Origin of the sequence: Psychrosphaera sp. F3M07, from assembly GCF_018860345.1 — a bacterium.
GTDB lineage: Bacteria > Pseudomonadota > Gammaproteobacteria > Enterobacterales > Alteromonadaceae > Psychrosphaera > Psychrosphaera aquimarina.
In genome coordinates, this window is the sequence record NZ_JAHKPJ010000020.1 from 44,550 (window position 1) to 67,235 (window position 22,686).

The 22,686-nt window shown below is 37.1% G+C and carries 18 protein-coding genes; 7 read left to right on the top strand and 11 right to left on the bottom strand.

The genetic code is table 11. The features are described from left to right. Window positions 1–490: 490 nt before the first annotated feature. Both KO505_RS08890 and KO505_RS08895 read right to left on the bottom strand, forming a co-directional pair. Window positions 491–2,395, bottom strand: a complete 1,905-nt coding sequence (locus KO505_RS08890) for a diguanylate cyclase (protein WP_216055104.1) — start codon at window positions 2,393–2,395, stop codon at window positions 491–493. 142 nt (window positions 2,396–2,537) lie between these two features. After that, window positions 2,538–4,712 carry a bifunctional diguanylate cyclase/phosphodiesterase gene (locus tag KO505_RS08895; RefSeq protein WP_216055105.1) on the bottom strand — a complete coding sequence of 725 codons (2,175 nt, stop codon included), beginning with the start codon at window positions 4,710–4,712 and terminating at the stop codon, window positions 2,538–2,540. A 340-nt stretch (window positions 4,713–5,052) separates the two neighbouring features. On the opposite strand from KO505_RS08895, the gene KO505_RS08900 reads away from it, so the two are divergent. Then, complete coding sequence (locus KO505_RS08900; RefSeq protein ID WP_216055106.1) at window positions 5,053–5,937, top strand: TIGR01777 family oxidoreductase; 885 nt, start codon at window positions 5,053–5,055, stop codon at window positions 5,935–5,937. A 123-nt stretch (window positions 5,938–6,060) separates the two neighbouring features. Here the strand turns inward: KO505_RS08900 and KO505_RS08905 are convergent, their stop codons facing one another. Together KO505_RS08905 and KO505_RS08910 are read right to left on the bottom strand one after the other, a co-directional pair. Then, on the bottom strand, window positions 6,061–7,446 hold the full coding sequence (locus KO505_RS08905; protein WP_216055107.1) for a hypothetical protein: 1,386 nt from the start codon (window positions 7,444–7,446) through the stop codon (window positions 6,061–6,063). A 178-nt stretch (window positions 7,447–7,624) separates the two neighbouring features. Then, window positions 7,625–8,320, bottom strand: coding sequence for a 2OG-Fe(II) oxygenase (locus tag KO505_RS08910; protein WP_216055108.1), 696 nt, complete (start codon window positions 8,318–8,320; stop codon window positions 7,625–7,627). A 270-nt stretch (window positions 8,321–8,590) separates the two neighbouring features. On the opposite strand from KO505_RS08910, the gene KO505_RS08915 reads away from it, so the two are divergent. Further along, window positions 8,591–9,574 (top strand): CNNM domain-containing protein, encoded by a 984-nt coding sequence (locus KO505_RS08915; RefSeq protein ID WP_216055109.1) that lies wholly within the window; start codon window positions 8,591–8,593, stop codon window positions 9,572–9,574. Here the strand turns inward: KO505_RS08915 and KO505_RS08920 are convergent. From KO505_RS08920 to KO505_RS08950, 7 genes are all read right to left on the bottom strand, one after another. Then, complete coding sequence (locus tag KO505_RS08920) at window positions 9,565–10,953, bottom strand: hypothetical protein (RefSeq protein WP_216055110.1); 1,389 nt, start codon at window positions 10,951–10,953, stop codon at window positions 9,565–9,567. The two genes, KO505_RS08915 and KO505_RS08920, sit on opposite strands and share 10 nt — an antisense overlap. A 216-nt stretch (window positions 10,954–11,169) precedes the next feature. Then, window positions 11,170–11,550: a nucleoside diphosphate kinase regulator gene (rnk, locus tag KO505_RS08925; RefSeq protein ID WP_216055111.1), complete on the bottom strand. Its 381-nt coding sequence runs from the start codon at window positions 11,548–11,550 to the stop codon at window positions 11,170–11,172. A gap of 74 nt (window positions 11,551–11,624) precedes the next feature. Beyond that, window positions 11,625–12,011, bottom strand: coding sequence for a GreA/GreB family elongation factor (locus KO505_RS08930; protein WP_252731724.1), 387 nt, complete (start codon window positions 12,009–12,011; stop codon window positions 11,625–11,627). Window positions 12,012–12,399: 388 nt separating this feature from the next. After that, complete coding sequence (locus tag KO505_RS08935) at window positions 12,400–13,038, bottom strand: NAD(P)H-dependent oxidoreductase (protein WP_216055112.1); 639 nt, start codon at window positions 13,036–13,038, stop codon at window positions 12,400–12,402. A 91-nt stretch (window positions 13,039–13,129) separates the two neighbouring features. Then, entirely contained in the window at window positions 13,130–14,443 is a 1,314-nt protein-coding gene (locus tag KO505_RS08940) for a HipA domain-containing protein (RefSeq protein ID WP_371819983.1), read from the bottom strand. 5 nt (window positions 14,444–14,448) lie between these two features. Continuing rightward, entirely contained in the window at window positions 14,449–14,691 is a 243-nt protein-coding gene (locus KO505_RS08945) for a helix-turn-helix domain-containing protein (RefSeq protein ID WP_216055114.1), read from the bottom strand. 183 nt (window positions 14,692–14,874) lie between these two features. Continuing rightward, the gene (locus KO505_RS08950; protein WP_216055115.1) at window positions 14,875–15,738 is read right to left on the bottom strand and encodes a DUF2399 domain-containing protein; all 864 of its coding nucleotides are present in this window, start codon (window positions 15,736–15,738) and stop codon (window positions 14,875–14,877) included. A 164-nt stretch (window positions 15,739–15,902) separates the two neighbouring features. Between KO505_RS08950 and KO505_RS08955 the strand changes: the two genes are divergently transcribed. Genes KO505_RS08955 through KO505_RS08975 form a run of 5 tightly spaced genes read left to right on the top strand, consistent with a single transcriptional unit; the run spans window position 15,903 to window position 22,679 of the window. After that, window positions 15,903–16,142, top strand: coding sequence for a transcription factor (locus KO505_RS08955; RefSeq protein ID WP_216055116.1), 240 nt, complete (start codon window positions 15,903–15,905; stop codon window positions 16,140–16,142). A 24-nt stretch (window positions 16,143–16,166) separates the two neighbouring features. Next, the gene (locus KO505_RS08960) at window positions 16,167–17,300 is read left to right on the top strand and encodes an adenylate cyclase (RefSeq protein ID WP_216055117.1); all 1,134 of its coding nucleotides are present in this window, start codon (window positions 16,167–16,169) and stop codon (window positions 17,298–17,300) included. Continuing rightward, window positions 17,297–17,830 (top strand): three component ABC system middle component, encoded by a 534-nt coding sequence (locus KO505_RS08965; protein ID WP_216055118.1) that lies wholly within the window; start codon window positions 17,297–17,299, stop codon window positions 17,828–17,830. Before KO505_RS08960 ends, KO505_RS08965 begins: the two co-directional genes overlap by 4 nt. Next, entirely contained in the window at window positions 17,827–19,842 is a 2,016-nt protein-coding gene (locus tag KO505_RS08970; RefSeq protein ID WP_216055119.1) for a DUF3732 domain-containing protein, read from the top strand. Before KO505_RS08965 ends, KO505_RS08970 begins: the two co-directional genes overlap by 4 nt. Before the next feature lie 35 nt (window positions 19,843–19,877). Next, a complete protein-coding gene (locus KO505_RS08975) occupies window positions 19,878–22,679 on the top strand; it encodes a dsDNA nuclease domain-containing protein (RefSeq protein ID WP_216055439.1) in 2,802 nt (933 codons plus the stop codon). Window positions 22,680–22,686 lie beyond the last annotated feature (7 nt).

The window sequence follows — 22,686 nt, forward strand, 5'->3', positions numbered from 1 at the left end:
AGGGAGGGTTGGGGCACCATTATTTCAACTCAAGACGTTTATAACATCTTTTTTTATGCCTGCAATCCCCCATACACCTATAAATACTTACACTTGAGCATCTCAATTAGTTTTATACAATATTGCTAAAGCCTAACTTTAATGTGTCATCAGATGTACCAACAGACAAGACTCAAAAACATCACTCTAGGACACCTTGTCTAACACCATACATTATATATTTTTATAATTAAGTTAGTTGCTCAACTCACAAACATGAACATGGATATAACTGGGATTAAAGTGAAGTGTTGTATATCCCACTTTTGTTTATACGACTGGGCATTTACCAGGTGATGTATATGAACTGCAATGAGATTTCAAAGGTGAAGTAAAAGGGGATGTTAAAAGTATATAGTTGTAATTACGTTATCTGAATCCTAATTAGCGTTGATTTAACTAGCTAATTTCAGTTCATACAAATTAGTTAGAGGTAATGATAAAATAACAATTACCTCTCAACCTCAACTCGGTTTCGCCCGGCATCTTTTGCTCGATACAATGCATTATCTGCTCTTTGGGTTAACATGGAAACGGTTGTATCAACCTCCGTGAGTTGAGCAACTCCTAAGCTAATGGTCACAACTAAATTATCATCAATCTCTTGCATATCTATTGCAGCAACACAGTCACATAAGCGTTGTGCCACCTCTGTGGCACTGTCCAATGTAGAGTCAGGTAACACCACCATAAACTCTTCACCACCAGTACGACCTACGCTGTCGTTTTTACGCATAACAAGTTGCGCTGCCGTTGATATTTTTTGTAAAACACGATCTCCAACCTCATGCCCCCAAGTGTCATTAATACGTTTGAAGTAATCAACGTCAAATACTAATAAACTCATTGGGGTTTGGGCTTCACGAGCTGCATTCATAGCCTGCAATGCTTTAGCCTGAATGCTGCGCCTGTTAGGAAGTCGGGTTAATTCATCGGTCATGGCCATTTTATGCATTAAACGAGCACGCTTAAATTGTCGATATGCCCAAATTAATATTAAGGTTAATAAAATTAGTGATAAACCAATCACTAGAGCTTGCCAACGTTTACGTTCTTCTAATGACTGTAATAATGCTTTCTGGACTGACTGTTCAGCTTTTAGTGTTTTGTTTTCCGCTTCTTTTCTTGCAGCATCAAACTCGATACGCATGCGCGTGGTATTTTGTTCGCGCAGTTTGCTTGCTAGTAACTCTTGTGTATTGTTATAGGCGACATTTGCTTTATAGGCTTGTTGCCAATCACCGAGTGCAGCCAATGTTTTCGCCTTTACGTTCTGAATCCATGCCAAGTAACGATAATTATCTTGACTACTCACATGTGGCTCTGCGCTTTTTATATGTGCTAACGCGGATTCGTAGTTGCCATCTGTAAACTCCGATTTGGCACTAAATAAATGCCACAACGACCAATTATTGGGATCGAATTGAGGGTCTAACATTGGCTCAGCCTCATTAAGTCGGCTTTTTGCCTCTGACGTTTTATCTGCTTGCAGCAGTGAATCAGCCATAGTAACAAGCATTGACGATATTAATTTTTCATCGCCCTTTTTATACGCATCGGCTAACAAAATGGCGTAGAGTTCTTGCGCTAGTGAATGATTGCCTAAATTATCCATGATCAACGCACGTATATATCGATTATCATTAACCGCTTGTAAATTCCCACTTTGTTCATAAAATTGTTCAACTTCATCCATCAGACTTAATGCTCGTTCAAAGTCCCCCATACGACGATAAGTGTTCCCTATTTCGCTTAAATTATAATAAGCCCAGTAAGGGATGTTGGCTAATTCATAGTTGGTTTGTGCAAGTTGAAAGTCTTCCAGAGCTTGGGCTAAATCACCTTTAAGAGCGGCTAACGATGCTCGAGTCGACAACGAATCAGCAATCAGTTTGATGTTATTTATTTCAGTCGCTAGATTCAAAGCGGTATTGTAATCACGCTCCGCTGAAACATCATCCGAAGCTGATTGATAGAATACCCCACGACATAGAGTTAAATCAGACTGGGCTCGTTTGTCCCCGTCCTCTTGTGCTTTTGAAAGGTATTTATTAGCTTTAATGATGGCAGACTGCAGTAATTCTGCAGTATCGGCTTGCGTCACCCAACAATCTAAGGCGTTATAACGATTTTGCTGTTTGTTATTATTGGGGTCTAACCAAGACTGAAGTTCCAGTAGCTTTTCACGATATTTGTCCATACCACCAATGAGCTCTGAATGCTCGAGTTGACGAAAGCGTTGCTCAATTTCTATGGTATCAGCCGCAAATGTTGAGGACGATAATAGTAAAGCAAATAACTCTATTACAATGCTTAGGTATAATATGAAAATTTTATGTGTTGATTGAAAAACCATGTACGCTCTATATTCTCTATTGTCATAACCACTAAATATTTAATAACTATAAGAATAGTTGTTCTTTTGCTGAAAGTCGACAAAGCATTAAAATACGTACCGTAAATGCGCTTTTCAAGTTATACATTGCCACTCAGTTTTCTTATTCACTTCCGTCAATTAAACACGGATGTTGCTTCCAATCACCAATCCAACTCAATAGTTTGGTCCCAGGCATTGGTCTTGCAATCCCGAAACCTTGTGCAACATAACTACCTAAGGCCAACAGCGCCTCTCCATGTTTAGGCGTTTCTACCCCTTCGGCAACAATGTTTAGATTAAACACTTTTGCGAGCTCAATAATACCTTGAATGATCGCTTTATCGTCTTTATCGATTAACATGTCCCTGACAAATGACTGATCAATTTTTAAATACTTAGCGGGTAAACGTTTTAAATAGGTCAAAGATGAATAACCTGTTCCAAAGTCGTCAATAGAAAAACATACACCTAATTCACTGCAGTCTTTCATTACTTTAGATACCAATTCTATGTCGTTAAGCGCACTGCTTTCTAGAACTTCAAACTCAAGCAGTTTTGGATTAATACTGGGGTATTGAGCAAGAATGTCTTTTAAGTCATTTACAAATTCGGCGTGTTCAATATGCAGCGGACTTATATTTACACTGATGGGAATATCATAACCAAGCGCTTGCCAGCTTTGTAATTGCTCCATTGCGGTGTGTATGACCCACTTACCTATTTCAATATCTAACATATCGTGTTTTACAGTAGGCAAGAATAAATCTGGAACAAGCACACCTTTGTCGGGATGGTTCCAACGTATTAATGCTTCAACCCCAATGATCTCATAATTTCTGAGGTCGACTTTGGGTTGGTAATACAAGGTAAATTCATTGTTTTTTAACGCTTGGGCAATCCGGCTTAATTCTTCATTTAAGTGTTTAACTGCAACATCATTTTCAATATCGAATATATGACTGCAATTTTTTCCCTTCTGTTTAGCAATATACATAGCTTGGTCGGCATGCCTGAGCAACTGATCTGGACTGGCATTATCCGAAGGATAAAATGTCACTCCAATACTGGCTGAAATTTTCATTAACTTGCCTTCAACCAAAAGTACTCCGGACACAGATTCGAGCATACGGGCAATTATCGGCTCACTTTCAGACGTATTGGTGAGCTCTTCAATCACAGCAACAAATTCATCTCCACCGATACGGGATAGTGTATCGCCAGCTCGCAGTGCCCCCATTAAGTTGTTGGCTACCTTTTTTAATAACTCATCACCCACATTGTGACCATGAGTATCATTAATAACTTTAAACTCATCTAAATCAATAAACGCAATGGCAACCGTTTTTTTGTTCCGTTTACTTCTAATTAAAGCATGCTCCAATCGATCGGATAATAGATTTCTATTGGGAAATCCCGTGAGGGAATCATAATGAGCGGACAACTCTAACGCTGAATTCGCTTTCTCCAAGGCAATGTTATTTTCTTTAAGTTTTCTTTGATCTGATTTATGCAGACTAATATCTTGAAAAATACCTGTGAGACGCACGGGAGTGCCATTTTCCAAGGTGACTGAGCAAGTTGTTCTGACATCGATTAGTCGCCCTTTCGTCGTGTACGTTTCTAATTCTAAATCGTAACCTATACCTTGATTAATGGCCTGATCCAAAGCCTCGGATATGATTTTTTTAGACTCTGGCAAGAAGTAACCAACACCCGCATCGACAGTAGGGTTAAATTCTTCTGGCGATGTATCATGGATACGATAGGTTTCATCCGTCCAAAATAAATCACCTGTTGTTAAGTCGAGTTTCCATCCTCCAACTTTTGCTATTTTTTGAGATTCGTTTAATAGCTGGCTATTAATTAACAATTGTTCTTCATTGTGTTTCCGCTGACTGATGTCTAAGTGAGCTCCAATCATTCTCTGAGGCTGTCCGGCATCATCCCATTCTATTAACTTGCCAGTAGCAAGAACCCAAACATAGTGCCCCAACTTATGTTTCATCCTAGCCTCAACTTCATAGAACTCAGTTTCTCCGCGAAAATGTTCCTGAATTTTTGACTCTGCTGCTTTAAAATCATCTGGATGAATGCTGCTAGACCAAGTGTTAAAGTGCATAGGTTGCAATTCATCAACGCTATAACCAATAATTTCTGCCCAGCGGTCGTTAAACGTCACGTCTCCGGTTTGAACTTGCCAGTCCCAAATTGCGGCCCCAGTTGAATTAATCACTAATTCTAGGCGTTCAATAACTTCATTTTTAAGAGTATTAACAGCAGACGTTTTATTAATCAATTGCATTCCTAATGTTTACTAACATCCAACAATATTAATCTTACTATATATTTATATTTTGTCGGATATAAGCAATAAACCATAACGGTATATCGGTAATATAAATTTGATCTGAACTAATAAAAATTAATATTTATTTAATCTACCAAAAAATACCCAGTTTTACTCACCACAACAAATATATGATTTACATAAAACCATCCATTACGGTTATTGCTAATTGACTCTATTGTGATCCAACTAGGGATATAGAGAGTATGTTAATTAGTGGTTGTGTTGTGGCATTGAATAAAAACAAGCGCGATTTACCTATTGCTCGTTCACTACAGGAGTCAAATTCATGAACATTCTTATAACTGGGGGGACTGGCTTTATTGGTAATGCGTTATGTTCTTATTTATTAGCGGGTGGACACAAACTCGTTGTGGTATCACGTTCAATCAAGCGCAATCATTCTAACATAACCTATGTAACGCAAATCGATAACTCTATGCAGTTTGACGTTGTCATTAACTTGGCTGGTGAACCTATCGCCAACAAACGTTGGTCACATTCGCAAAAAAGCAAAATACAAGATAGTCGTATTAACACAACAACTCACCTTATAGATTACTTTAAGAACACCCTATTAAAACCTTCATTATTCATTAGTGGGTCAGCAATTGGTTTTTATGGTATCAACACAACAAACCAAGATATAAATGAAACAGCTAAAGGCGATGAAAGCTTTTCCAGTACGTTATGTAAGGAATGGGAAACTACGGCATTGGCAGCACAAGCACTAGGTATTCGCACTTGCCTCTTGAGAACTGGAATTGTATTAGGCAAAAAGGGTGGAGCCTTAAATAAAATGCTCCCGCCTTTTAAATTAGGACTTGGCGGTAAGATTGGATCTGGCCAGCAATGGATGCCTTGGATTCATATAGACGATATGGTGGGACTAATAACATGGTGTATCGAAAACAAGAATATAAATGGAGCTATTAATTGTACCGCGCCATTTCCTGTTACTAACTCGGCATTTACTAAAGCACTATCTTTAGCCGTCAATCGTCCTACTTTGTTGCCTATACCAGCTTGGTTAATTAAATTACTAATGGGCCAAATGGGACAAGAATTATTATTAAGTGGTAAAAAAGTAGTGCCAGCTAAGGCATTGGCTTCCGGTTATCAATTTAAATTTGAACAGATAAATGACGCGCTTAATGATGTTATCAATACATAAACATAAGCCTAGCTAAGGGCTTTTAAACGACTAATACAAAAGCAAACACTTAACCATATTTGGGTTTATTTATGGTCAAGGTTTATAACAAACTTAAGCGGAATGTTAATTTTTTACTAAGGCTTACTTGTATATTTGCTTAAAATATTTGGCAAAAAGTGTGTATTCACTTTTTGGCAAATATTGCAGTTGTGAATCAAAAAACTGTTTATATTGAGTCAGTTCCGTTAACGCATGATCAAACTGTTTTAAAAACTGATTACTCAAATTAGATCGGCCACACATTAAGTAACCTTCTATAAATTTAGGCGAGTTTTGAACTTCATAACTATACATTTTTTCTTGTACATCAAAATGCATGAAGTCATAGGGGTATGTGATCAATAACTCAAACTTTTTATTAGCAAAATGTTTTAATAACACTTGGTGAGATGAGTCGTATGCCATTTTATTTTTAAACAATAAGTTTGAGATCTCATCATCCAATTTATCACCATAACTACGAGTCGCCCCAAAGCCTAATCGTAAGTCTACACTTTGATTTATTAACGTGGTTAATGAAATAGGTTCAGGGCTAGAAATGGGCGTTAATGAATATAAACGCTGGCCCAAAGTTAAATTAATTGACTCACTAAAATCAAACTTTTGTAATCGCTCTGGTGTTTTTAACATGGTCATCACACAACTGTTATTTGCCCCAGCACTGTTAAAGTATTCAGTCGCGTTGTTCATCCACTCAAGCGAAATGTTATAACCCCCCATGCTCGATAAAATCAAACTGGTGTAGTGAGTTAAGTCATAATTATCGTCACTCGTTTTACCAGACAAATAGATAGTAAAAGGGGGGCGTTGGTCTTGAATTACAGGATCGCTTTGGCGGTTTAAGCTAGCGTCGAATTGTTCTTTCAGTTGACGGCCAATTATGGTTTTACTGAATGCGACAACGTTATTTTTGGCAGGGAGCAATGCTAGTTGAGATAAGTTATTTTCAGTCGTTTTTGCATCAGAAACATAATGTATGATGCCATCTAACTGTTTTTTATTAACTAAGCTTAAACCAGCTTGAAAGCTGGATACTTGAACGACATTGTCATCAAGTCCTTTAATATTTTGCGTATCTACATCTCCGACCATACCAAACTTGAATTTCTTCATATCCGTTGTTTGGTTAAATTCGAGATTCGAAGAGTAACTGACTATGACTTTTTCAGTAGCACTAACAGAGTTAAATGACTGCAGCACATTTTTATAAATATATGGTTGCCAAGGAAGGATTAAGTCGATGTCATATGTTATGAGTTGTTCTAATAACGCCGGAGCATTATCACTGCGTTGAACTGTTATTTTATGGTTGGGATAAACTTGTTGTAACAAGGATAAATATTTTTTCTCTGCGGTACTGTCAGTTTTTAACAATCCTACGGTTAATTCATTAGCCATCATTGCCATGGCATTAGCGCTTAATAACAGGCTAAAAATAACAATCAAAAAGCTATAGTACACTCTCAAAACCACTTCCTTTTTTGTACACCGACAGATTGAACAACATAATACGTTCGGCTCACAATCAAAGTGACCTAATAGACTGAGTTAATATATTTGATATTGTCAGATAATCCAACCGCTGAATATTAACTTTCTTGTTAAATATTAGAACCATAGTTGAATTTTGGAAACGTTAATCATGCTACTCAGACCAATACCAACTCGTAACATTATATCGATACTGCGCTGTATTCTCGGGATTTAAACTTGCTACCCAATGTTCGGACCCTTCTGAGCTAGGATCAAACAACACACAACGATTAAACAAAGGCGAAATACTTAATGGGTTATCAGTCTTACCTAAAAACACCAATTCTCCACCCGCATTAGTTTGCCAGTTTTTATTTAAATACAACAACATGCACACTTCTCTTCCAGGAGAATCATCAGCATGTTGAGATACAAAATCATGGTTCCCTAGGCGAAAGTAATTGGTATTAATGCTAGGTTCAGCAACATGAATGTCCGTTATCTGCACATTAAATATTTTTGATAACAAGGACATAAATTCTTGTCCTCGTAAAAAACTTAAAAACTCTTGAGCTAAATCAGTACCAATTTTTGTATTGTCATCTATATCAGGTTGCCAAGAATCTCTTTGCACAAAACGCTCTTGTTCTGTCACTTCATGCCAGTGTTGGGGATCAACGTATAATTCGGAATAAGAATGTTGTTGAGTTTGCCAATGCTGAGGTTGTGAAAGCAACTGAATGATCGCATCGAGTTTTTCGGCATTAAATAAGTTATCAATCACCACATGTTTAGGGCAAGTGTTAAGCAAACAAGCTCTGTAATGTTTTATCACTAAATCACTTATTTTTTCTTCATTTAACCACATTAAAACGGCCTACTAAAACTACCTACTTTGACTAGCCGTGAATAATACAGGGTTGGGCAAAAAAAAGAATCCATTAGAAATACTCACTTCTAGTTATGAGCTATTTCATGGTGCTGACAGCAAGTTAACTTTAGTCATTGTTAAGTTAATTGATATTAATAACCTGTTTTTGTTGAAATGCTGCCTATTAATGAATATATAGTCATTACTTAGGTTTATTCAGCTCAGAAACTAACTCGCAATTGTTGGTTGCAAGTTAAAGGAATTTTTATGTTTTTATTATTAGTATTTGCGCTTGTCGCAATATTAATTTCATTTGTATGTTCAATAATGGAAGCGGTGTTATTGAGTCTTACCCCCGCTTATATTGCTACTCAAAGCAATGTGAAAGCGGCCAAACGTATGAGTAAATTAAATCAGCAAGTTGATAAACCACTCTCCGCCATTCTAACTTTAAATACGATTGCTCATACCGCAGGCGCGGCTGGGGTTGGCGCACAAGCATCTCATATCTATGGGGATTCGGCCATTGGGATCGCTTCAGCCATTATGACGTTATTTGTGCTTATTTTTTCTGAGATCATTCCTAAAACATTAGGCGCTAACTATTGGCGACAACTCGCTCCTTTTGTAAGCTCGGTATTAACCTATTTAGTTTGGATATTAAAACCATTTGTGTGGATGTCTGAATTGGTCACTAAGATATTTAAACAAAAGGACGATGAAAGTCACTACATGCGCTCTGAAATTGAAGCCATGGCAAAGTTGGGTTTACAAGCAGGCGCCTTGCATAAAGGTGAGTCTGATATTATTCAAAGTCTATTAAACTTCAGAGATATTTCTTTACGTGAAGTGATGACACCAAGAGCAAAAGTGTTCCGTTTACACAAAGACACTACGGTAGAAGAATACTGCAAACAACATGGTTCTGTGCCTTACTCAAGAGTTTTAGTATTTGATCAAAATCCAGATGACATCATAGGTTACGTATTAAAAACGGATGTTATGTTAGCCAACAGTAGGGTAAAACCCGGCTATCGTATTTCTAAATTGGTTAATTCCATTTTAACCGTATCCCAAACCTTATCTTTACCTCTTTTGTTTAATAAATTACTAACACAAAGAGCGCATATATCATTAGTTGTGGATGAATACGGTGAAGTGCAAGGTATTATTACCTTAGAAGATGTGATTGAAGCTTTACTGCAAGTATCAATATTAGATGAACGCGATGCTGAGCCTGGTCAAGGATAGATCTGCTTAAAATACTTAGCAAAATGTTTGTGCTCACTTTCTGGTAAATAGGTTAATTGGGCATCAAAAAACTGTTTATATTTGGCTAAGTTCAATAAGCTTTTATCTAACTTATCGAGAAATTCGCTATTAAAGTCTGACCGACCACACATAATATGACCATCAATAAATTGAGCTGAATTCTGTAACTCATAACCATGAACTTTAATAGGCAACTTAGCCTGCATGGCATGATCCGGTAAGGTTAAAAATAATTGAAATTTGTTATTAATAAAGTGTTTTAATATAACCTCATTCGAAGTGTTGTAACTTATTTTATTAAAAAAAGGTAATGACTCAATTTCGCTATCCAAATCACCATAACTTCTACTGGCCCCATAACCTAGCTGTAAACTAGGATGGATTTTTACCAATGTAGATAGTGCAACAGGCTCAGGTATATTTAACGGCATTAGAGAATATAAACGTATGCCAGTTGAAAAATTCACCGGTCGGCTGAAATTGTACTTAGCTTCTCTTTCTTGGTTTTTTATAAACATCATCCCACAGCTGTTTTGAGCTGCGGGACCATCAAGATATGTTGTGAAATTATCTAACCATTTGATATTAACTTGATAGTCCTTCATGCCAGAAAATAACATGGTTTGATAAGGGCTTAACTCATACCCATCAACCACGCCATAATCACTTTTACGACCTGCAAAATAGATATCAATTGGTTTTATTTCACTGCTATTTGAGTCCTTTTGATCATGATTTAAGAAATGATCAAATTGTTTTTTTAATTTTCGTCCCACAATGGTTTTAGCAAATGCGGCCACTAATTGACGCTCAGGTATTAATAACAAAGTGGCAATACCATCTAAATTTTTATTAGTTTGATAATGGATAACCCCATCTACCTTGTTTAAGGTTAGCTGTTGCAACCCTTCTTCATAGGAATCGACTGTTATCGCATTTTTTTCCACACCTCGGATACTTTCTATATTGAGACCGTCAACCACAGCAAATCGATATTTTGCTAAGTTACTGGTGATATTCAAGTTTATATTTTGACGATGACTGAGTACCACTTCTGGTTGAGCCGCTAATGTATAATTTGACTCTAGAACATTGATATTGGCCCTTGGGTACCAAGGAATGATGATGTCTATCTCATATTTAGCTAAGGATTCTAATAACACCGCAGGAGATTGTTTAGGCTCAATACTAATAGTTCTATTTGGGTAAGCCTTATTGAGTAAAGACAAATACTGCTCTTGTTTGGCTTTATCTGACTCAAGAATACCGACTTTTATTTCGAGAGCCTTAACGGACATTGGGCTGATGCAAATGAAGACAGCAAAGATAATTGCCCACTTTAAATGATGAATGACCATTAAACTTTCCTTTTTATAAATGGTTTATGGCGCAATTTTATAACAACAAATTCCGCAAATCGATAAATATCCAACCTTATTCTAATTATAACAATAAGGTTGGTTCTTCATAAGGCTATCTCCCCACCTCCCCCAACACATATATATCTGTATTCGGGTACTTAAGTCGCCATCATTACTAACTCCAAACGAATTATAATAACCAACTAAAATCGCTCATTTATTATTCACTTCTACAATTTCAACCGCTTGTGGTTTACCTTGAATTTGCCATGAAATCTTCTGCCCAGCGCTTAAACCAAGTATCGCCGAGCCAATAGGTGCAAAGATAGAAATGCTATCTTCATATTTGCTCAAATCGTTTGGTAAACATAAAGTCTTAGTGAAAGTTCGATCCGTTGCTACCACCTTAAACGTCACCTGGCTTTCAAGCATTACAACACCAACAGGCATCTCTTTATGAGCTACTATGCTTGCTCTAGCTAACTCCTCTTCTAGCGCGTTCATTAATTCTTCTGACAACTGACTGCGTTCTAGTTGATATTCAATTTTTTCTAAATCAACAGTTGAAATAATAATCTCTGGTTGTTTTTCCATAATCACTTCTTATATTTAGATAGGTAAAAAGGGCTCAACCGAGCCCAATAATGACGTCTGATTTAATAAAAAGATTAAATAAACGACTCGGTATTTATAGAAATCACTTTCCACTTTACGACACCAATAGCGGTTTTTATACGAGCAACCTCGCCAAGGCGAAGCCCCAACAATTCACACCCCAAAACTGAGGTATACGGAACCACTTCCATAACGGAATTTGGCATTGCAACTTCACCAATGTGTAACTGAGTTTTCTCGTTAGTCGATACGTTTTTTAGTATTACAGTGCTGCCAACTCTTGCTCGATTTTCCAAACGGGATGTTTGGCTATTACTGGATTCCAAACGGCTAAGTAATAAACAAAGCGCCATTGGGTCCATTAACACTCGGTAGCTTGAGTTATGAAACATTGGGTTTAATGGGCAAATTAAGGTTTTGCAAAACCTAGAAATAGACATAAGCACGGCGATATCTCCAACCGGACTGATTATTAAAAATGATGCATAGGAAAAGCGGCCGAACGTATTTGTTACGTTCGGCTTAAATTGGGAAGGTGAGTACGTTACTCTTAAAGATGTTAATGATGTGTTTTCTGTTCATTATTTCCTCTAATGTCTAGCTCGATAATAGCCTGACTAAAAATAAAAACAAGTACCTAAATGTTTGTTATATATTCATAATGTTATTAATAAATTTAGCCTGTTGTATTTAGCTTGAAACACCATTTAGACGATCACTTCACTTTGCTAAAATCAGGCATAAAAAAAGCTGAGCAGTTTATTTGCTCAGCGTATTTTTTTGTGACTTACGACTTATGTCGTTAAGTATTTATTCTAAGCTATCTAGTTATTTAACTTCAGTAATAAAGTCTTGTGTTGAACGGCGTACTTTCTCTAAATTAACTAACCAATCACCTTCCACCTCACGATAACCTAGAGGTAATAAGATAACTGATTTTAAACCACGCTCTTTAAGGCCTAAGATTGCATCAACTTGTTCAGGAACAAACCCTTCCATTGGCGTGCTGTCGACTTTCTGTTCAGCGGCCGCGATAAGCGCCGAACCTAGCCCGATATAAGCTTGGCGAGCAGCATGTTCAAAGTTGATTTGAGCATCACGCTGTGGGTAAGTATTTAATAGCATTTGACGGTAGTTTTCCCAACCTTCATTAGTACCACCACGTTTTTCGTTAACTAAATCGAACATAGTGTTAATGCGTTCAGCCGTGTAATTATCCCACGCAGCAAAAACTAATAAATGAGAACCATCAGTAATTTGCGCTTGGTTCCAAGCATGCGGTACGATTTGTTTACGAACGTCAGGATTGGTTACAACAAAAACCTCATATGGCTGTAAACCACTAGAGCTAGCGCTTAATCGAATAGACTCTAATATATAGTCAACTTTCTCCTGGCTAACCGGTTTAGTTGAGTCCATTTTTTTTGCGGCGTAACGCCATTGTAGGTTTTTTAGTAATTCAGTCATGTATCTCTCAGTTAAAGTAATAGTTTCACGTTATATTGCACTTAAACCTTTAAAAACAAGTAGCTTAGATGATTATTGTTTGACTCAGTATTTATTTTTCAAATGGATTTACAATAACTTTGCTTTGAATGATTTTTTTTATGCCGGCATTAACAGAGTCAATGCAAGAGTAATCACCGTCCTTATTATTTTTTAAAACCTTGTTAGTGGCATTTTCCATCGCTTGTGTTGCCGTGTCGTAAAACATTTCAATGTCTTGTTGCATATCTGCTAAAGAATATCCCACTTCTTTTGCAGTATGAAAAAAATGTCTTGTTTGAATTTTACGCCATTTATATTTTAGCCCGTTAGTACTGCGCAACCCCATTGCCAAACTAACATCACGGTAATTAAGTCCATTATCAAATAATGGATAAGCAGACAACAGATCATAAAATGGCGTTAGCTTAAAACCTCCACCGGGTAATAAAAATACACTGTAGTTTTTTGCATGCGCATCAATTCCCGCTATGAGCCAGTTAAATATTTGAGCTTTCATGAAGTCTTTTAAGTCTTTGTCGTTATCAGAGCCCAATAACATTTTATAGATTTTCTCTATCCCTATACCACCTTGGCTTTGATATTTTAAACCTGAATTTACATTAAATACTTGGCAAAAGTCCTCTTGAGGTAGTCTATATGTCACGCCCTCATCTGAATTGAATTTTCGGTCAAATCGCTCAACGATAAATGCTTTTGTATCGCCAAACTTTTTTACCATTGAGTTTGGCGTATCCAATCCAAACTCTCTAGCTAACGTCATGCAGTAGTGTTCGTTTTCGCAGCTGTCATTAAAATCTATATGTTGGTCGGTCACTCTCCCCATTGGCAATTTGAAAATATGGGTTGTGGGTGTTTCACCTATAGGCTTATGCCAGTTACCACCTTTGTAGCACAATGCGGTTTTTGATTGCGCGCCAGCAATAGACAGCCTAAATTCTTGTCCTTTATCAACTCCAAGCGGCTTATGCTCTAATTCTTTTAAAATAACGCAAATTTCATCGTCTGACAGTTTATCGCCAAGTCCGGTAACCCCGTTTGTACCATCATGAGTTAACAGTTGTAACGCACCAACACAATCGCTACCAACAGCGGTTAACAAATCAAATGGTTCAATAGAGTCAGCCCCAACTTGTGTTTGTACTACTCGTCTTATCTCTGGTAAATCGGGTAATAAATTATCAAAATAATTAACCACCACATCGCCTGAATAACGTTTAGCCGTCAACGGCATAGACAGAGATATTGCTCGAGCATACGGGCTATTTAACCAAGTGGCAGAGTAGGTAAAAAACAAAGCATGATGTTTATTTCTTGTCAGCTCACCCACTTTTATTCCATTCATGTAGCAATACAAGGTATCCATAATAGTTACCAAGAAGTTGTGTAGGTAGGTTTATCTGTTTCTTTATCCACCAGCTGCATTTCTAGCTTCAACTTAGAGAGAATAGGTAACAATCGTTCAATGTCAGGACGACTTTTTCCTGACTCAATAAGAGAGATGTCTTTTTGATTTATGCCACACATTTCAGATAGTTGGGTTTGGGTTAATCCCAACTTTTTACGCTTGTTCGCGATTAACACGCCAAGCTGAATGTTTGTCGTAAATTTCATAATATTTATTACCAATTTAGTATATTTTTTAATTATTACACATTTGGTATATTTTACAAATATTACTTATTTAGTATATTTATTGATTATTACGTTTTTAGTATATTTTGATTGAAACATTGATTAGTTAAGCAAGAACTCTTCTTATGTATTTACCGCCCCTTAAAATGAAACTACAGGACATTATTTTAGATTAATAACATGTAGCTTAAGTTTATGCGCTATTTGATGCTCTTGGCTAATGGCTAATTTTCGTTTAAGTAAATGACTGAGCTCTTCTGAGCCACATTGTTTTTGTATTTTTTCTACAAAACTAATTACACGGTATTGCTTTAAAAATAAATCAGGTTGGTTTATTTTTCCCAGTTCCTCCATTAATTCCGGCTCAGCTAATTTAGGCACAATTAATTGAGACACCGCTGGCATTGTTGCTGCAATTTTAATCCCTTCAGGATCAAAGTCACACCAAGCTATTACCTGTATATTAGTACCTTCCAGTTTAGTCAAAAACTCGGTTACTGACTTAACACTAACCCCATTACCACGATATAAAACCAAATCCAAATCATTAATTTCATTGGTAGATTGCAAAATTTGGTCAAATGCTTGTAAATTTTCTACTACAATAACGCGCTGTATAGAGTCTAAGTTAATCTCATTATGATTAACTCTAATACAAGTCCAGTTAGGGTTGTTAATATGCCTCAACACGTTAACTTGTGATTTTATTAATACATAACCATCGTTTGGTGACTTAGCCGCATACTTTTCATTGGTATTGGTTTCAGCACGTTCAGTTCTTGTTTTCTTACCTATAGTGTCCATATCAAGAATTGACGTTAATCCATGATCTCTGGCTATTTTATCTAATAACGTTCTTCGCTCCACATAGGGGATAGTGACATCTACATTTATAAACGGAATTGAGTATTTAGCGCATATTTTTTTAGTGGAGGCTAACGAGCTTTTTAAGATTAAATCGCCCCCCTGAGAACTACGCGCCGCCTTACTAAGTGCAACCAATTCTAACGTTTTCAAAAATTCCATAATGCCTTACCTCCAACACTAAACAGAGACTATAAAATCAGTTCGCCATTAAGTTTGAACTATTTTTACTTGCTCAATTATATCAAAGCAGAAACCAAATAGTCTTTGCATCTTTTTTCTAAATTAGCTAATTTAACTAAACGGTCAAAATCTAATCCTTACTAATGTCTAATAAAGCGATTTTTGAGCAAATAAAACTGGCTTTGGCTGAATCATCTCGTAACCAGTACACGGCTGAGCTTCATCTACAAATGATCAAGTTTGCTGTTGAGTTAAAGCACATCACTGCTAAAGAATTTTGTGAGGAAGTAGGGTTAAAGCAAAGTCTTAGTACAGAGTTTAGTAAAATGCGAAACTTAACCACGAGACTTAAGATTGCAGGTATTAATACTAGGCTAATTTAGGGACGATGAATTCTAGGAATGATAATGAGTAATAGCCCACCAAAAAATGTAGCATTAACAACAGCCTTAGCCTTCCATTACCAAATGTTGATTGGACTAGATAAATGCTTTTCGCTTGAAGAAGGACAATCTGTTTGGTTTGAAAAAGACGGTGATGTAAGCATAACTTCGCCCGATACATCTGCTTCAATTCAAACTGAAGTTAAAAACTATAAAGCACCACTTACCGATCACCACGAAAACTTGTGGAAAACACTCAAGAACTGGCTAGCCCCAGAGTTTAAACACCAACACTACGGCATTTTGGTGTTACATACAACTCAAGCTTTTGGTGCAACTACTCAATTGAAAGACTGGAATGAAAAAACAGCACAGCAACGCTTACAAACATTAAAAGATATTTTTATCGCTCGCCCAGAAAAAGAACGAAATTCAAAAAAGCCAAAAGAAATCATAACATTACAAAAGTATGTGATAGGTAAGGCTAGTGAAAATTTGCTAGATATACTCGAAAAAGTTGTATTGCATACTGAATCAGCTGATTTAGATACATTGAAAAAAAGTTACTTTAATAAGCTCAGTGGCTACATTCCACCGTCCAATCGACAGGCTTTTGCTGAAAGTTTAATAGGCTTTATCTATGAACAAGCAAATGATATCGAATGGGTAATAGATAAAACTGCGTTTGACCAAAAACGAGAAGCATTAACAGCAAAATGGGGGCCGACTTTATTTACTATTCCTGATTTCGACGCCAGAGACGCAACTGATAACGAAGTAGATACATATATTACAGAGCTTTTTGCACGAAAAATCATTGAGATTAAGTATGAAGATGTTTTACCAGACGCTGTAGGCAGCTGGCTTGAACTTAGAAATGCGGTAATTGAGGAATTAAATGGCTACCCTCAGTTCAGAGGAGTAGTTAATCAATATAGAGAACGATGGATTAAAACATTCTCTGCAAAATATCGCAGTTCTTGTCGAAAAAAAGGTTGTCCAGTAGACATATCACAAGATTTATACGATCAAGTAATCAGCGAAACTCCATTCGGCATCGAAGGCTACCCGAATCCAGATCTTGTTTTTAGAAATGGCCTTATCCATGACGCCATGGACGATGACAAATTAGATTTAAAATGGAGGGTTAAGCCATGAGCAGCATCATCGATACCTTATACGAATTAAAATACAATCCATTTGAGTATGGTCCTTATCTCGCCTCTTTTTATACATGTTTAGATGAATCCGAAAACAATTTGTTGCTCGCTCAACTAGTGATTCCGTTGTGCAGCCATTCATTTTTTTCTCTAAAGCTGAACAGTTCAAATATTAATAGCACAATTTTCACCATTTTTAATGGCGAAACAAAGCTTAAAACGGAGCTTGATAGAGATAAGTATAAAAGTTCTATCCTGAAACCTAACCAAGAGAAAATCAAACACAGAGACTTGCTCTACGACCTTCAGGAACGCATCGACGGTTTACAAAAATTAACAGAGCAATGTATTCAATATTGCTTAATAAACGACTGGCTATCAGTCGATGAAAATAATTTGTCTTTAAGTAAAAGTGACAGTTCTAATTCAGTATTTACCCAAAAAAAATGTGCAGAAAAACTAGGTCAATTATTTAGCGGTCACTCAGTGGTCGAGATTTATGCGTTTTTAGGAGTGAAACCGCGATGAAAACCCTTATTCATGAAATTGGCGTGATTGATAATCAAGGAGTCAAACACCCTGTTAATTTTCAAGCAGGGCTAAATGTTGTTACCGGAAAGTCATCGACTGGTAAAAGTGCCTTGATTGAAATATTTGATTACTGCTTTGGCAGTGGTGAAAACACCATACCTAAAGGAGTGATCACTGATAGTGCTACCATTTATTACGTAGCACTTGCTGTTAATGACAAAAGCATGGTGATTGCGCGCGATCCTAAGACTCCAACTAAAGCTTTTTTTCGTAGAATAGAGCCATTCAATACAGAAGAAATTCAACTACACTATTTTAGCGCTAACTACTTTAGACCATTGGAAGACTTTAAACATTATATAAGAGACGAATTTTTCTTAGATATTGATGATGTCGATGAATCTTTAGCAGCTAGAGCAAATAGGCGATTTAATCAAAAAGCACCTCGACCATCTATTCGTAGCTTTTCATCATTCATGCTTCAACATCAAAACTTGGTTGCTAATAAACATGCGCTATTTTATCGATTCGATGAAAAGGAAAAGCGCGATCAGGCTATTGAGCATACCAAGATATTTTTAGGGCTAGTCAATCAAAAGTTCTTTCATCTATCACAAGAGAAAGAGCGATTAACCGCAGAAGTTAGACGTTTAGAGCGAAGTAAAGAAACTAACAAACGCGCAGTAGACAGCTACAAACAAAAAGTCGGCCCAGAGTTGAGTCAACTATATGCTTTGATGGGGTTTGAAGAAGAGCCGCTTTTATTGGAAAAAGTGCTTCGCCACCCGCAAAATGCGAAAGATGAACTTGATGAAGTAATAGTGCCGGAGAAGATCAACCATAACTCCGATGCTATTACTCAACGGTATAATCAATTAAAACTAGAGCGCACCCAGAAGACGTCTCAGTTAAGAAGATTACAACGTCAAACAGCCTCAATTAACAAACATATAGGAGAAGAAGAACGCTTCTCTAATAACGTAAAGCAGTTTAGTACACCAACACACGTTCATATTTCAGCTTCTGTGTGTCCATTTTGCAAAACTGAAAAAGACACGCTACAACAAAGTGCAGAAAAGCTACAGCAAGCTATCACAAAGGTGTCTGGCAACCTTGCTCAAGCTCGTCCTATGAAAGCAAAGTTCGAATCCTCACTAGTGACTATTCAGCGCGATACCGAGCATTTAAACAACGAATTGATGGCCTTAAGTAAACAAATTGAAGATGTTGAAGCCACAGAAGAAAAAATAGCTAAAAACAAAAGCCTTTATGAAAATATCATTATGCAAAAAGCGAAACTTTTCGCTCTTTTAGACTCGCTAAACATGTCTGACGATTCTGATATAGAAAAGAGCTTGAAAGTACTACGAAAACAATTAAAGCAAATCAACGAAAGCCTTAAAGAATATGATGTAGAAAAGGGATTAAAAAATGCATCAATAAAGGTAAACAAATATATGACTGATATAGGCAGTCATTTTGAATTTGAGACAAGCTACAAGCCAATTAATCTCCATTTTTCATTTGAGACTTTTGACCTTTATCATTTAACACCTAAAGGCGAAAAGATTTACCTGCGTTCAATGGGTAGTGGTGCAAACTGGCTTTACTGCCATGTAACGTTATTTTTAGCATTACATAAATATTTTGCTGAATTAGGAAGCAAGTGTGCGATACCTTCTTTATTATTCCTAGATCAGCCAACCCAAGTTTACTTTCCTAATTTCACACGTGATAACGCTGATACCTTTGATGAGCAAAAAAGCACGGAAGCTAAGCAAAGAACTGAGAAGGAGCGTCCCGTCGATGAAGATATTAAGGCGGTTGAGAACCTTTTTAGTCAGCTATCTATCTATTGTAATGAACTTGAATCAAGCAATGGCTTTAGCCCGCAAATTATTGTTACCGATCATGCGGACAATTTAGAGCTATCAAATGGAGTTAAATTTGAATCCTTAGTCAATGGAAACCGTTGGCGTAAAAGAGGCTTAATTGATCCTGTCAGTTAACTGTTTCATTACTTTAGATCGGAAATATAGTTCATATGCTTGATAAAAAAAGTGAACACTCGTTCGATGTTCTTGATGAAGCTCAGCTAACTCGAATTGAGGCAGTACATAGAGGTTTCTTGTATCAACATTTATATACTGTTGGTTGTTTATTATTAGCTCAAGAGGCAAACATAGAGTCAACAATAGTTGAATTAGATGAAGACATAGAGCTTTTAAGTAAAAAGAAACGAATATACATACAAGTGAAAACTCGTTCTAAGCCGATAATCCCTAGCGATGTCTCTGGGGTTATAGAACGCTTTGACATACTACGTAAGGAGCATACTGATGGAAATAGGAAAGGAGAAGCTTTATTTGTATTGATAGCTAATCAAGAGCCTAGTCCGCAACTTCAGAAAAACATCAATAACAAACTATTTCCTGGTGATATTAAATTTATCTCACCAAAAGCGCCTTCTGGTTGCGATCCTGCTCTCCCCCCAGCGTGGGAGTCACTCTCTGAAGCTGCAAAATGGTGCACTACGCAAGCCCAAAAATTGAAGTTTTCATTGTTGTCACCTGACTCACTTATCTGGAAATTGGCGGGACTTGTGCAGCTAGCAGCCACAGGCGATTCGCAGGACATGTCACATGTATTTCAAACTAGGAACTTACCTAAGTTATTTGAGCAATTACTGATTCAATTACAAGACTTTCCTGAGCCGCCAGAAAATTACGTGGCTCAAATGTGTGAGCCAACTCTCATATCCAATGAACGAATACGTATTATTTGTGGCTTATCCGGTTCCGGAAAAACTGCGTGGGCAGCACAAGCAGCTCTCCATAGCTCACAGCTTTGTGCTTACTATGACACTGGCGATATACCTGCACCTGCACTCGCTAGTACTTTGGTACGTGAACTTGCTGCTAAATTCGCAGGTTCAGACAATGATGGATTTAGAAAAATACTTCTTCCAGGTGTGAGTGGCTACGATGCTTTAAGAACCTTTGATACATATATTACGCAGCAAGGGACCAATATCCTTCTCGTTATAGATAACTCACACCGTATCCCTGCTGAAACTATCAGAAACTTATTTAACTCAACTAAATCGATTCACTTTGTACTCCTTTGTCAGCCGAATGAGAGCGTTAGAGAATTAGAATCTCTTATGGGTATAAATAGAGAAACACTTAAGGGCTGGGATATTGATTCTATAGCAGCTGTAGTTAATATGCTGGGAGGATACGGGACTCCTCAAGGTTTTGAAAATTTAAAAAACTATACTGGAGGCCTTCCACTTTATGTTCAAAGCGCTGCAAATTTAGCTTCTACAGAATACGAAAACAATATTGATACGCTGTGTGCAGACTTAACACAACAAAAATGCAGCACAGAAACTGCACAAGAAATTATTCTCTCACGGATTTATCAAGGCTTAGATAAAGTAATTCAAGATTCATTTGCAATATTTAGCTTGGCTGACGTCGGATTAAGCACGGATGAAATAGTTACATTGCTCAGTCACTCGCTAAATATACTAACAAATAAAGCTGTCATATATCTTAAAAAAATGAGAGCCACAGGAGCTGTAGAGGCTTTTGGGAATAAAACGCTGAAAGTGCATGACTCTCTGAGAGCTCTGGGATTAATTCATTTAAACCTGTTAGATGAGGAGGTGATACAAACAAGTTTAATCACTTTAAAAGATCTTATTATCTCAAGTTTACATAAAGATCGTGACACTTCTAGATTTGCATTGCTGATCCAGGTTTTTATTAAACTAAATGACGTTATGGCACTTATCTCAATATCAGGTGAAGAGTTGTTTTATGAGATGGGTATCAATACAGATATTATGGCGAGTATAGAATCGGCTCTGAACTCCGATGTTTTAGGGGCAGAACATAAGTTTTGGGCTCTGGATGGATTAGTGTTCTCTGCTTTTAGGGAAGGGCATTTTCAAGACGCTCCACCAAGACTTGAAGCGATGGAACATCTGATTGTACAAAATGAGTTTAGTTATCGTGAGCACGTAGCTTTTGGCATGAAAAAAATATTACTTGCCGCCGAAAATGGTAAGGCTCAAGAGGTTGAGCGACTGAAAGAAGAGTATTCGACGAAACTTCCTGATGCTGAGCACAAACGAATATTCAACTATAACTATGCTATTGCGTTGTGGAAGCTCAAAAAATACAGAAAAGCCAAGCAGATATGCCAACAAGTCGTTGGAGAGTATTATGATATTTTGGGCATTACCCCTAAAGACGTTCTTGGCAAAAATTCAGATGTGTTATGGACGATTATCAATCGACCTGAAAATGTACAAGAGCATATCAAACACCTAGCAGATGCATTGGAGCTTTACGCTCGGATTTTAGATGAGCTTGGTGAAAATACCTCATTTACGCGCATTCATGCTATGAAATTCTACAATATGACAATGGCTCCAGACTCCATGGTTCGAGTCGGGCAAGATTTGGCTGATGAATTTGTTGCGAGGAAAGATTATGAAGGAGCTAAAGAGGTAGTTGAGCAACATATTTTACCTGTTGTAAATCAAGCGGGTTTGATAAACAGGATGGTGCAGGTGAGAAGTCAATATGCTGTCATTCTCGCTTATTGCGGATTACATAATGATGCAGCTTCAGAAATTAAAAATCTGAATCCATATAACAAGGGGTTAAGCCGCGAACAGCGCACCGAAATCGAAAACCAGACTGACTTGATTTCACATCTATCCCAAATCGCACACCTGGAAGAAAGCAAAAAGTCATTTGGTAAAGTTGGAAGAAACGAACAATGCCCTTGTAGCTCTGGCTTAAAATATAAAAAGTGTCATGGTGTAATTTAATACGAAT